The sequence below is a fragment of the Pseudomonas sp. ATCC PTA-122608 genome (genome assembly GCF_001952855.1).
Lineage (GTDB): Bacteria > Pseudomonadota > Gammaproteobacteria > Pseudomonadales > Pseudomonadaceae > Aquipseudomonas.
Genome location: NZ_LPNO01000010.1, coordinates 55,247 through 68,063, shown reverse-complemented (window position 1 = coordinate 68,063; position 12,817 = coordinate 55,247). Strand labels below are relative to the sequence as shown.

At 54.5% G+C, this 12,817-nt stretch carries 11 protein-coding genes and 1 pseudogene; 10 read left to right on the top strand and 2 right to left on the bottom strand.

Annotated elements, in window-relative coordinates:
* Positions 1 to 8 precede the first annotated feature (8 nt).
* On the bottom strand, positions 9 to 434 hold the full coding sequence (locus AU074_RS11100) for a nuclear transport factor 2 family protein (RefSeq protein WP_076014767.1): 426 nt from the start codon (positions 432 to 434) through the stop codon (positions 9 to 11).
* Complete coding sequence (speB, locus tag AU074_RS11095) at positions 434 to 1,384, bottom strand: agmatinase (RefSeq protein ID WP_003210733.1); 951 nt, start codon at positions 1,382 to 1,384, stop codon at positions 434 to 436. The genes AU074_RS11100 and speB overlap by 1 nt, the downstream gene beginning before the upstream one ends.
* Before the next feature lie 244 nt (positions 1,385 to 1,628).
* Here speB and AU074_RS11090 point away from each other — a divergent pair, with 244 nt between their 5' ends.
* From AU074_RS11090 to rlmD, 10 genes and pseudogenes are all read left to right on the top strand, one after another.
* The gene (locus AU074_RS11090) at positions 1,629 to 2,522 is read left to right on the top strand and encodes a LysR family transcriptional regulator (RefSeq protein ID WP_076014766.1); all 894 of its coding nucleotides are present in this window, start codon (positions 1,629 to 1,631) and stop codon (positions 2,520 to 2,522) included.
* Positions 2,523 to 2,527: 5 nt separating this feature from the next.
* Positions 2,528 to 3,136: a tRNA-uridine aminocarboxypropyltransferase gene (locus AU074_RS11085; protein WP_076014765.1), complete on the top strand. Its 609-nt coding sequence runs from the start codon at positions 2,528 to 2,530 to the stop codon at positions 3,134 to 3,136.
* Positions 3,137 to 3,754: 618 nt separating this feature from the next.
* Positions 3,755 to 4,129, top strand: a complete 375-nt coding sequence (gene speD, locus AU074_RS11080) for an adenosylmethionine decarboxylase (RefSeq protein ID WP_076014764.1) — start codon at positions 3,755 to 3,757, stop codon at positions 4,127 to 4,129.
* On the top strand, positions 4,126 to 5,532 hold the full coding sequence (locus tag AU074_RS11075) for a coproporphyrinogen-III oxidase family protein (RefSeq protein ID WP_076014763.1): 1,407 nt from the start codon (positions 4,126 to 4,128) through the stop codon (positions 5,530 to 5,532). Before speD ends, AU074_RS11075 begins: the two co-directional genes overlap by 4 nt.
* Positions 5,533 to 5,553: 21 nt before the next feature.
* Positions 5,554 to 6,768: an MFS transporter gene (locus AU074_RS11070; RefSeq protein WP_076014762.1), complete on the top strand. Its 1,215-nt coding sequence runs from the start codon at positions 5,554 to 5,556 to the stop codon at positions 6,766 to 6,768.
* A 103-nt stretch (positions 6,769 to 6,871) separates the two neighbouring features.
* Positions 6,872 to 8,848, top strand: coding sequence for an ornithine decarboxylase (locus AU074_RS11065; RefSeq protein WP_256576877.1), 1,977 nt, complete (start codon positions 6,872 to 6,874; stop codon positions 8,846 to 8,848).
* 23 nt (positions 8,849 to 8,871) lie between these two features.
* Positions 8,872 to 9,954 carry a DNA polymerase IV gene (gene dinB, locus AU074_RS11060; protein ID WP_076014760.1) on the top strand — a complete coding sequence of 361 codons (1,083 nt, stop codon included), beginning with the start codon at positions 8,872 to 8,874 and terminating at the stop codon, positions 9,952 to 9,954.
* Positions 9,955 to 9,987: 33 nt separating this feature from the next.
* Positions 9,988 to 10,287, top strand: a pseudogene (locus tag AU074_RS11055) (transposase); the annotation flags it as partial.
* A gap of 152 nt (positions 10,288 to 10,439) precedes the next feature.
* On the top strand, positions 10,440 to 11,342 hold the full coding sequence (gene cysM, locus AU074_RS11050; protein WP_076014758.1) for a cysteine synthase CysM: 903 nt from the start codon (positions 10,440 to 10,442) through the stop codon (positions 11,340 to 11,342).
* Positions 11,342 to 12,694, top strand: coding sequence for a 23S rRNA (uracil(1939)-C(5))-methyltransferase RlmD (rlmD, locus tag AU074_RS11045; protein WP_076014757.1), 1,353 nt, complete (start codon positions 11,342 to 11,344; stop codon positions 12,692 to 12,694). The genes cysM and rlmD overlap by 1 nt, the downstream gene beginning before the upstream one ends.
* Positions 12,695 to 12,817: the final 123 nt, after the last annotated feature.

Below are 12,817 nucleotides of genomic sequence, written 5' to 3'. Positions count from 1 at the left end.
CACATTGGCTAATGGGGCGGCAGCCCTTCCGGCATAGCGGACAAATGTTCGTGACAGGCCAGCCACAGGCCTTCTTTTTGTTGTGGGCGATCCCCTTGTCGCTTGAAGACAATGGTCTCGCGTTCCTGGCTAAAGCATTGCTCCCCGTTCATGCGCAGCTCGGTGGCCACGTCATGCACAAATACCGCGACGTCACCGTGCAGGCTGACGAAAGCGTTGCTTGAGGTGCAGGACAGCACCTCAAAACCCTCGTCCCGGCGCCAGCTGTCCCACAACACCTGATAGGCATCGCGACTCAGCAGCGGCTGGGGGAGGGTGTAGAACACGAAGCTGGCGTCGGCACTGAACGCGCCGAAGTAGGCGGCGCGGTCATTGCGGGCGAAGGCCGACACCAGGTCGGCCGCGGCTTTTATTACCTCGGCCTGGGCGCTCATCAGCGGTGCGCCACGCCCGGCAGTACGCAGAGCATTTCGTACAGCAGGTTGGCGCCCAGCAGCGAGGTGTTGCCGGTGGTGTCGTACGGCGGCGAAACTTCTACCAGATCGCAACCAATCAGATCCAGGCCTTGGCAGCCGCGGATGATTTCAATCGCCTGGATCGTGGTCAAGCCACCGATTTCCGGGGTGCCGGTGCCAGGCGCCCAGGCCGGGTCGATGCCGTCGATGTCGAAGCTCAGGTACACCGGGCCGCCGCCAACTTTCTCGCGCACTTCAGCCATCAAGGGCGCCAGCGAGTGGTGCCAGCATTCTTCAGCCTGAACCACACGGAAGCCCTGTTTGCGGCTCCAGTTGAAGTCTTCGGCGGTGTAGCCCTGGGCACGCAAGCCGATTTGCACCACGCGGTCGCAATCCAGCAAGCCTTCTTCCACCGCGCGGCGGAAGGTAGTGCCGTGGGCGATTTTCTCGCCGAACATATGGTCGTTGACGTCAGCGTGGGCATCGATGTGCACCAGCCCGACCTTGCCGTGTTTCTTGTGGATCGCCCGCAGGATCGGCAGGGTGATGGTGTGGTCGCCACCCAGGGTCATCGGGATCACGTTGTGTTCGAGTATCTCGTCGTAGGCTTCTTCGATGATGCGCACGGCGTCCAGCAGGTTGAAGGTGTTGATCGCCACGTCGCCGATGTCGGCAACCGACAGCGAGTCAAACGGCGCAGCGCCGGTGGCCATGTTGTAAGGGCGGATCATCACCGACTCAGCGCGGATTTCCCGCGGCCCGAAACGGGTGCCGGCACGCAGGGAGGTGCCGATGTCCAGGGGCACACCGACAAACGCGGCGTCCAGGCCCTTGGCCGATTGCAGATGGGGAAGACGCATCATGGTGGCGATGCCGGCGAAGCGCGGCATTTCGTTGCCGCCCAGTGGTTGGTGGAAAATCTTGTCCACGGGATTGCCTCATCGTTGTGTTTATTAGAGGCCGATTCTGCGAAATGCAGGGGAAGGGAAGAATCGGCAGGGGCAAATACTTAGTTCAGATTTTTCTAAACTAATGCCTGAGGTAGACTCGGTTCAAATGTGGGAGCGGGCTTGCTCGCGAATACGGTGTGTCGGTCACGGAGGGTTCGATTGATCCACCGCATTCGCGAGCAAGCCCGCTCCCACAGGTTTTATGTTTGCCTCTGGAGAGCCCATGGCCAACGCCTTGCCCGACCTGAAACTCCTGCGCATCTTCGTCAGCGTCGTGCGGCACCAGGGTTTCGCCAATGCCCAGCACGAACTCAACCTGTCGACCTCGGCCATCAGCACTTACATGAGCCAACTTGAAGCCGCGTTGGGCCTGGTGCTGTGCCATCGCGGCCGGGGTGGTTTCAGCCTCACCAGCAAGGGCGAGCTGTTCCATCAGGAAACCCTGCGCCTGCTGGGCGAACTGGAAGGCTTCGAGCAATACGCCGCTGCGCTGAAAGGCGAGTTGCGCGGCACCCTGAAGCTCGGCGTGCTCGACTCCACCGTCAGCGACAAGGCCCTGCCGTTTGCCGAACTCATCGGCGCCTACAGCCAGGAACACCCGGCGGTGCATTTGCACCTGTCGGTGATGAGCCCTTACGAGTTGCAGTTGGGGGTGCAGGACAATCGCCTGGACCTGGCCATCGGCGCCTTCTCCAACCGCATGAGCGGGCTGATCTACATGCCGCTGTACCGCGAACAGCACTGGCTGTATTGCAGCACCCGCCACCCGTTATTCAACGAGCGGCGCATCCCCGAGCAAGTGATCACCCAGCAACGCATGGTCGGTCGTGGTTACTGGAGCCAGGCCGAACTGGCGCGCCACGGCTTCAAGCACAGCGCTGCCACGGTGGAAAGTATGGAGGCGCAACTGATCCTGGTGCTGTCCGGCGCCTACATCGGCTACCTGCCGGAACACTACGCCCAGGCCTGGGCCGACAAGGGGGATTTGCGGGTGCTGCTGCCGGCGACCTTTGGTTACCAGGCTCCGTTCTCGATGATCATGCGCCGGGGCCGCAGCCGCGAACCCCTGATCCAGACCTTCCGCGATTTACTCAAAGCCCAGCTCAACCAGGCCTGAAAACCATGTCCAGACCCCAATGCCCCCGCTGCCTGCGGCCCACCACTCATTGCCTGTGCGCGCTGATCCCCAGCCTGGATAGCCGTACCCGCGTGTTGCTGTTGCAGCATCCAAGCGAGGTCAATCATGCCTTGAATACAGCGCGGCTGGCGGCGCTGGGGTTGGTGAATGCGCAGTTGGTAGTGGGCGAGATATTTGAGGATTTGCAGGCGTTGTTGAATCCGCCGGGTTATCAAGCGCGATTGTTATTCCCTGCCGAGGATGCACAACCGTTGCAGGCCTACGCGCCATCCGACGAACCGTTGCTGCTGGTGGTGCCGGACGGCACCTGGCGCAAGGCGCGCAAGCTGCTGCACCTCAATCCGTTGTTGGCGGCGTTGCCTCGGGTGACGCTGGCGGAAGGCGCCGTGTCCCGTTACCGGCTGCGCAAGGCGCCGGGGCCCGGGGCATTGTCGACGGTGGAGGCCATCGTGCAGGCGTTGCAGGTGCTCGAAGCGCCCACGTCATTTGAGCCGCTGCTGAAACCTTTTGAGGCATTGATCGACGGACAAATTGCAGCGATGGGCGATGAAGTGTTCCAGCGAAACCATTGTGATTTGAGCTCCCGTAGCTAAGTCAGAAGCACTTACGGCTTTATCTGGCTTGCGAGAATTGAGTTTAAGGTCCGTTGTATAGATGCTTAAGACAGACTGAAATTTGAGTGTAAGAACAAAACAAGTTTTAAAAAAACGAACGATAAGTCTGAGTATTTCTTTTTTTGCTGTATTCGAGCCTTGGTTCTGTACGAAAAGTACGGGCTAGGAAAACTAATACATACCGACTTTTGCGTAGGAAAATTCATCATCTCAAGCGTGGGGCCCTATATTAAGCCGTCGTGTAATGGTGGGGGCGAGCATCGAGTGAAAAAAGCTGTACTGGGGAACTTAAGGTGTACATGTTCGTAAAAAGTAACCTTGGTTTGGTTATGAGGAAGCCTGAAAGATTTTTTTACATTTCTAGAGTTTCTCAATAGTAACTTCCTGCTAGCTTTTAGGTTCTCGGTAACGCCGAGAAACACAGAAACTTAAAAGGAGCACATCATGAAATCTGCAATCGAACTATTTAAAACCGACGTGACTGGCGTTTCTACCAAGGGCGTTTGCCTCTGGTAAGTGCGTGAGGAAGAAGGGAGTTAATCTCCCTTTTTCTTTAGCTTCTAGATTGCGCATATCAGGGGTAGGAGCGATGTTCGTATGGACGACTTTGGCTATCATACGATTTGGGATATTACCGGGGCGGATTCGTATCTGTTAAAAGATGCATCTGCACTGCATGATTTTTTTCTCGGCACTTTGCAATACTCGCGGTTCACCGTTCTCGATCATCTGATATACAAGTTTGATGTGGGGGGCGAAGGCGTAACGGGCCTATATTTATTGTCTGAGTCCCATCTGTCCTATCACACCTACCCGGAAACCCATTACATCAGCATTGACGTTTATACCTGCGGCTCGAACAATATTTCTATTAGTGAATGTATTCGAAATTTTTTCGGCAGCGGTGTACAGATCGTCACGCGTACACTATTACGTGGAAGTAATGTTGTTTTCAAGGAGGCGGAAAAATGAAGCTTGTTAATAACGGGGTTGTTAAATTTGACTACCAGTTCCCCTTATACAATTTTTTCTTTCCGTCGCAGTCACTTGATGTTTTTCAACCCGACGAAAAAAAGTTGTCTGGCTTGCTAAATGGTGCCAATAATAAAGCAGCGTCGCGGGCATTGTATTTTCATATCCCGTTCTGCGAAGCCATCTGTTCGTTTTGTCCATTTACCCGCGGCTTGTACAAGAATGAAGAAGATATTGATCGTTACACTGAGGCGCTGATAAAGGAGATTGAATACAAGTCTAGGTTGATGGATTTTAAAGCCGTTCCAGTAAGGGCGATTTTCTTCGGTGGGGGCACGCCTTCACTCCTATCGCCGCAGAATATCAATGACATTGGCGAAGCACTACACCGTTTTTTCGATATGTCGACGGTTGAGGAGTTTTCTTTTGAATTCAACATTACCAGCGTCACCCGTGAACGCGCTGTAGTGTTGGCCGATATTGGGGTTACACACGCTCGCTTCGGTTTACAAACCATCGACCCCGGCTGGAGAAAGCTATTCAATCTCAATGAGGACATTACCGAAATTGAGCGAGCGGCTAACTTATTGGTCCCCACATTCAAGCATGTCCTTTGCGACATTATGTATGGCATGAACGGTAGTAGCGAGTCTCAGACTCTAGCGGATATTGACAAGGCTGTAGAATTGGGAGTGAGCAATATTGATATTTATCCCATCAACAACGTTGTTACATCGGTAAAGCTTCATAAAAAAATCAAGGAGAGGACAGCCGAGGTTTTTCCTGCCATGCGCAAATTGAATATGAAGTTAATGATTGACGAGCATATGCGTCAAAAGGGTTACTACCCCTACAATGGGCATGGGTATGTACGGCAAACCAATAGCCAATCAGCATTGATTACACGAGATTACTCGTTCATCTACCACGAGCATGTTTATGGCTATGCCGATCATGACCTGCTGGGATTTGGCGTCGGAGCTATCTCATCGTTTGCAGAAAACGTTATAACCAACACCTCGTTGCGAGAGCAATACATCGCGAAAATGACCACCGGCGAATATATCTGTCAGGTCAGTCAACACTCTCCGGTACTTGATCTTGTCAAACCTGTCGTCCTGCGGCTTCCCTACCACGGAGAAATCGAAAAGTCTCAAGTGGCGATGAGTGACTTGCCTCAAGGGCTACTTGATCGACTGCAAGAGTTGATCGAAGCGGATCTGGTCATCGAAACAGCTACGACCTTCGAACTGACGAAGTTGGGCTGGCTATGGTATAGCAATATTATGTTTTATTTAATTCCGGAAAATGAACAAAATATTTTAAAGAAAATTGTTTTCGAAAAGCTTAGTGCCAATGGTAGAGATATAACTCGGGATGAGTTGATTTATTCTACAGGTTGAATCTCCAGGCGGAAATTAACTATGTGGGCACTTGCGCTGAATCATGAAACTCAAAGATTATCGGTTGCTTATTTTTTTTCAAAATGTGGCGAGTTTGCATTTGAAACGGCCTTTGCCGTTGCTGTTGTTACGCTGACCGAGGCGAATCTTCTATTGATTGGTCTGATCTATTTTTTTCGTTACTTGCCGAGCGCGTTGTTTTCCCCTGTCGGCGGATGGCTGGCCGATAACGTTGAAAAGAAATCAACGCTTGTGGCCGTTGAGTTAGTGAAGTGTGCAGTGGCGGTTGTGTTGTTTTTGGTGTTTGAGTACTCCCAGGCTACAGTGGGGGTTGTAATCGCAGTGTCGATGCTCATGACTGCACTTGACTGCCTGTACACGCCAACCTTTCGTGCTTATTTTCCCGATATCGTGCAGGGTGATGAACTCCCTTCTGTTAATAGCGGGTTGCAAGTTGTGGAGGATGTCTCTTCGATTGTTGGGCCTCTTATATTTTCCCTTATCGCTGTTTTGCTAGCCTCTAACTATGTGTTTGCATTCTTCTCGGTTAGCTTGTTGGTCTCGGTGGCCTGTACGTTGACTTTGGTGTCGTCAGCAAGAAGAGAAAAGAAGTCATTCAGCCTGTCGGCTATTTTCAAGGACGCCATTCGCGGTGTAGGCAGTTTGCGGAAATTTAATAAACCGCTGTTTGCAGTTATTTGTTGCACCACATTGTGTGCCATGTTTGCAACATCTGTTATACGCTTTGTTCTGCCGGCTGCGGTCATTGAGACTTTCCACTCAGAAGCCGCGGTAGGCTACATATATTCCCTGCTTGCTATAGGGACAGTGGTTGGCAGCATGTTTTACTTGAAATTCAATGCGGCAACAACTGTGCGTACGGTCATCCATTACTGGTTGCTCTATGGTGTGCTTTTTTTACTCGCGGCCATTACTCTGGAATTCAACGCTTACTTGTTTATTTTTTTACTGTTATGTGTTGGTTTTGTGGGCGCATTTGTCGACATTGCAATTATCACAAATATTCAATGCCTGTCGAACCCGCATGAGGTTGGCAAGAATTTGTCCTTATACTACTTTACAGCTGTTATTGGCGATGCCGTGTCCGGACTTATTGCAAGCCTTATGTTTCTGGTCGTGGGGCCGGCCACTTTTATTGGCATGACACTCATGCTGTGTGTTGCTTCGTTGGGTTGGAGTGTAAAAAGAGATGATGCAGATAAGGATCGTTTGTAGCGTCACCGCTTTCTTTGGCGAGAGGCCAGGGCTTACGGTCGTTTCCTTTGCAGAGTGCAACGATCTACTCAGGGCTTCTGCGCTCGTTCTAAGTTTGGAGGATGTGTTGACGGATCGCGTAATCGACTGCGTGGGCACGTGGCGGATTCCGCTGTTTGTGATTCAGGACGACGCGCGGAATTTGTGTTCCTCCATACTTGTGAAACTTCAGCCAACCGTTCTCAGGGTGCCATTGTCTGATGTCGCCACGGCCCGCGTCATTGATGCCGCCAGAACCTTCGAATCGACGGCGTTGCCGCCTTTCAGTTCTACTCTCGCTGAATTCGTCTCAAGGAAAAGACCTACGTTTGCGTGCCCCGGTCATCAGGGTGGGCGATTCCTTGATCTGCACCCCTCCGGCGTGCGCTTCAAACAATTGTTGGGTGCAAAGGTCTTCAGTGTAGATGTACCCCACGCAGCACCCGAACTGGGTGATGTGCTCAGTCATGAAGGGGCCATCAGGCACGCAGAGGATCTTGCTGCCCATGTGTTCAATGCCGACGAAACATACTTTGTCCTCAACGGCACCTCAACCGCTAACAAGATTGTCACCAGCGCCTTGCTCACAGCGGGCGATCTTGTGCTGATGGATCGAAACAACCACAAGTCTGTGTATTTGGGAGCGCTTGTTCAAAGCGCGGCTCGTGCCGTGTACCTCGATAATTTTCGTGACGACTGCGGAGTGCTCGGCGGTTACCGAAGAGGCGCACTGCAAGAGGATTCTCTCAGGGCAAGAGTTGCCGAAATCGACAAGACGAAGGCTCGGAAGCCAAGGCCGTTTCGCTTGGCAATCGTGCAGCACGCCACGTGTGATGGGGTCGTGGTGGACGCTGGTGCGCTGCTGGAACGAATAGGTCACCTCTGCGATTACGTTCTGTTCGACTCTGCCTGGCTGGGCTACGAGCCGTTTGTTGACGTGCTCGCAGATCTATCACCGCTACACATTCCACTTTCGTCGGATGCTCCAGGGATTATCGTGACGCAGTCTGTCCATAAGCAGATGTCAGGTCTTTCGCAAACCTCGCAGATTCATAAAAAGGACAGGCATATTCAATCTCAGCATCGCTATTGTTCTGAGCGCGTGTTCAATAGTGCATTTATGCTGCATTCATCGACTAGCCCGTTTTACCCGTTGTTCATGTCACTAGAGGTGAATGCGGCCATTCATGCGAATGGTAACGGTCAGCGGTTATGGAACGCCGCAGCCTCGGTGGCCAGTGAATTCAGGCGGCAGGTCGATCAACACTGTCGGGTCATCAGGGCTTACTACGGCAATAGGATGGTGCAGGCTTCAGAGGGTTTTCACCCTGTCAGTCGTAACGCCAGCTCAATAGAAGACGGTTTGCACTATTTGGACCCGTGCAAGGTTGTGCTTACTACGCGTGCGAGTAAAAAAGCAACAGACTTTGGGGATGTTTCTATTCCTGCCAGTATCGTCACCTGTTACCTCAGAGAGATGAACGTCACCCCGGAAAAGTCCGACTTCTATAACTTCACGTTGCTGGTGTCTCCTTCTTCCGATGCTACTCAGCTCACTCTAGTGGCGCGCGCATTGGAGCGGTTGGAGCGATTGCTGTTGGACGGTGTATTAGTGACCGATGTCTTACCGTCGCTTGCAAATGCCGGGGATCGTTATGCAAATGTTTCGTTGCGTGAACTCTGCTGTGTCATCAACAACGTGTTCCAGCGCTACCACATCGAACAGCTCCAATCGGACATATTCAGCTCTGTAGTCTCGGCGCAGGCAGTGTTGACTCCGTATGCGGCAAATCAAGCTTTTGTACGCGGACAGTTCAGGCTGGCAGCTATTGCAGATGTTATCGGCTGCGTGGCCGCTGAGGGTGTGATCCCGTATCCACCAGGCATCATGTGCATTGCGCCCGGAGAGTGCTGGAACACGGCATTGATTGGTTACCTCACGGCTGTGCAAGCTCTGGTTAGTGCCTACCCGGAGTTTGCGCCCCATATTCAAGGCGTCTACTACGGTCTGCACGCCGACGGTACCGTGGCCCTGCAGGTCCATGTACTGGAGGGGGTCTGATGCCAAGGGCTCCAGGACAGTAAATGGCTGCTACTACAGCGGGTATAAGCGAGCGAAAGTTCATATATATAGATATGGACTCTTTTTTTGTCTCCGTTGAGCTTCTCGACTCGCCCCATTTGGGCATACGCCCAGTCGCAGTGGGCGGTACAGCTGCTGAGCGCGGAGTCATCAGTACGGCGAACTACATCGCCAGAAAGTTTGGTGTGAAAAGTGGCATGGCTACCGCAACGGCGCATCGTTTGTGTCCCGATTTAGTATTACTTCCAGTGCGTTTCGGGGCGTATGAGGCAGTTACACGAAAGCTTGACGAGATTTTCAGGCGATATACCGACAAAGTGGAGTTTCTGTCACTGGACGAGGCTGCTCTCGACGTGACGGGGCAGACGTGCTTCAACGGGTCGGCCACTCTCATAGCCGCGCACATTCGCGCCACCGTGCGGCAGGAACTTGGTCTGACGGCATCTGCAGGCGTTGCTCCTTTGAAATACTTGGCCAAGATTGCTTCGGAAATGAAAAAACCTGATGGAATGTTCGTTATTACACCAAGTCAGGTACGTGCATTTCTCGAGGAGTTGGATGTTCGTAAAATACCAGGCGTCGGTCCCAAGACTTACGCGGTACTGGAAAATCTGGGATGTGGACAATGCAAGGATATTACAGAGGAAAAAATTCCCGCGCTGATGCGCTATCTCGGCGTGCATGGGTTTTATGTCTGGGAGCGATGCCAAGGTATCGAAGAGCGTGACGAGCGCGGTTGCGATATCAAGTCCGTCGGCATTGAGAGAACGCTCCCCCTCGATTGCGATACGCTTTCTTACTGCCTGAAAGAACTGGATCGATTGTCTGAAGGCTTAAGGGACCGTATTGCAGAGCTGGGTAGTGATTACCTGATAACCAAAAATTTAGTGAAACTCAAGTTCTCCGATTTCTCCATCTCATCCACAGAAGCACCCGCTAACTCCCTTTGCCAACCCACTGTCACCTCGCTTTGTCGAGTGCTCTGGAATACCCGCCGCAACGGCAGGTCCGTTCGGTTGATCGGGCTCTCTGTTAAAGTCCAAAAAAAGGATCAGGACGACAACCAGCTAGCGTTTTCCTGGTAGACAAGTGACGTACCTGATTGAAAGGAATCTCAAATGGTTAGGCGCTATGAGCTCCCCAATTCAGCATGGAGTTTGATCATGGATCTGATGTCGGCGACACAAAAAACAGGTAGACCACGCCATGACGATCGCCTGATGCTCAACGGCATACTCTGGATTATGTGTTCCGGTGCAGCTTGGCGCGATCTGCCGGAGCGTTTCGGAGCATGGTCGACGGTGTATCAACGTTATCGTGATTGGCGAAACGACGGGACCCTGGAAGATATATTGGACCGATTGCGAACCCGGGTGAATGAGGATGGGGTGATCGATATGGAAAGCTGGATACTCGACCCCATCCTGTTTGGGGGAAGATTGATAAATGACTGTGCATGATTGTGCGCACTTTATAGCTGTTGGATATATGCACTACACTTTGCGTGATATGGCCCGCCAGCCTTTCCCGGTATGATGGTCGCCCCCGCAGTCTGGATTGCGAATACGCCATGACCTTGCAGTACCCCACCATCGCCGATTGCGTCGGCAACACCCCGCTGGTCCGCTTGCAGCGCCTGCCGGGCAACACCAGCAATACCTTGTTGCTCAAGCTCGAAGGGAACAACCCGGCCGGTTCGGTCAAGGACCGCCCGGCGTTGTCGATGATCACCCGCGCCGAGTTGCGTGGGCAGATCAAGCCCGGCGACACCCTGATTGAAGCCACCTCCGGTAATACCGGGATTGCCTTGGCCATGGCTGCGGCGATCAAGGGCTACAAGATGGTCCTGATCATGCCCGACAACGGCAGCGCCGAGCGTAAGGCAGCGATGACCGCCTATGGCGCCGAGTTGATCCTGGTCACCCAGGAAGAAGGCATGGAAGGCGCCCGCGACCTCGCCGAGCGTATGGCCGCCGAAGGCCGTGGCCTGGTGCTGGACCAGTTCGCCAACGGCGACAACCCCGAGGCGCACTACACCACCACCGGCCCGGAAATCTGGCGTCAGACCCAGGGCACCATCACTCACTTCGTGAGCTCGATGGGCACCACCGGCACCATCATGGGCAACTCGCGCTACCTCAAGGAGCAGAACCCCAAGATCCAGATCGTCGGCCTGCAACCGATGGAAGGCTCGGCGATCCCGGGGATCCGTCGTTGGCCCGAAGAGTATTTGCCGAAGATCTACAACGCCGCTCGGGTTGATCGCATCATCGACATGGCCCAGCGTGAAGCCGAAGACACCACCCGCCGGTTGGCCCGTGAAGAGGGCATCTTCTGCGGCGTGTCGTCCGGTGGCGCCGTGGCCGGGATGTTGCGCTTGTCCCAGGAGTTGGAAAATGCGGTGATCGTCGCGATCATCTGTGACCGTGGCGACCGTTACCTGTCGACCGGCATTTTCGACGCGCCCAACTGATGGCCAAGCACGAGAGAGGCCTGCGCTTCCAACCGACGGGCGGCAGCCGCGCCCCGCAGATTCCCGTAGGCAAGAAGCAGCGCCTGACCATCGAGCGCCTGGCCAATGACGGCCGTGGCATCGTGTTCTTTGAAGGCCGCACCTGGTTTGTGGTGGGTGCCCTGGCTGGCGAAGAGGTTGAGGCGCGGGTGTTGGGCGCCCACGGCAAAGTGGTCGAGGCCCGCACCGAGCGCGTATTTACCGCCAGCGAACTGCGCCGTCCGGCACCCTGTGTCCACGCCGGCCGCTGTGGCGGTTGCAGCCTGCAACACTTGCCCCATGACGAACAACTTGCCCTGAAACAGCGCATGCTCGCCGAGCAATTATCCCGTGTGGCCGGTGTCGAACCCCAGGAGTGGGCCGCGCCTTTGAGCGGGCCGGAATTCGGCTATCGCCGCCGCGCCCGTGTGGCCGTGCGCTGGGATGCCAAGGCGAAGAAACTCGAGGTGGGTTTCCGTGCCGTGGCCAGCCAGGACATCGTCGCCATCGACGATTGCCCGGTGCTGGTACAGGCCTTGCAGCCGATCATGCAGCGTTTGCCAAACATGCTGCGACGCTTGAGCAAACCTCAGGCGTTGGGGCACGTGGAGTTGTTCAGCGGGTCGTCGATCGCCGTGTTGTTGCGACACATGGCGCCCTTGTCCGAAGCGGACCTGACGATCCTGCAGGAATTTTGTAACTTCCATGAAGCCCAGCTGTGGCTGCATGGCGAGGGCCAGCCGCAGCCTTTCGAGCCAGACCAGGCGTTGGGCTACCGGTTGGAGCAGTGGGATTTGCAGTTGGCGTACCGCCCGGGAGACTTTGTGCAGGTCAACGCCGGGGTCAACGAGGCGATGGTCGCCCAGGCCCTGGAATGGCTGGCGCCGAAGCCCGACGAGCGGGTACTGGATTTGTTTTGTGGCTTGGGCAACTTCGCCTTGCCGCTGGCCCGCCAAGTGCGGGAAGTGGTGGCGGTGGAAGGCGTGCAGGCCATGGTGGACCGGGCGGCACAAAATGCCGCCAGTAATAATTTGCATAATGTGCAGTTTTTTCAGGCCGATTTGTCCCAGCCTTTGACCGACGCGGAATGGGCCAAACAGGGCTTTTCTGCGGTACTCTTGGACCCACCCCGCGATGGTGCCCTGGAGGCTGTGCGCAAGCTCGCCACTCTGGGGGCTGATCGCCTGGTGTATGTGTCCTGCAATCCGGCAACGCTGGCGCGGGACACGGTCGAGTTGGTCAAGCAAGGCTACCGGCTAAAACGTGCCGGGATCCTCGACATGTTTCCCCAGACGGCCCATGTCGAGGCCATGGCGTTATTTGAAGCGGGCTAGGATGCCCGTTTAATCCGACTGGCCTGCATCTCCTGGGCCTGTGACCTGCCAGGGAGCGTGCACAAGCTTTTTTGTAAAGCAGGTCAGCGATGATTTTGACGCACTAAAAGGTGCGTCGTAGGG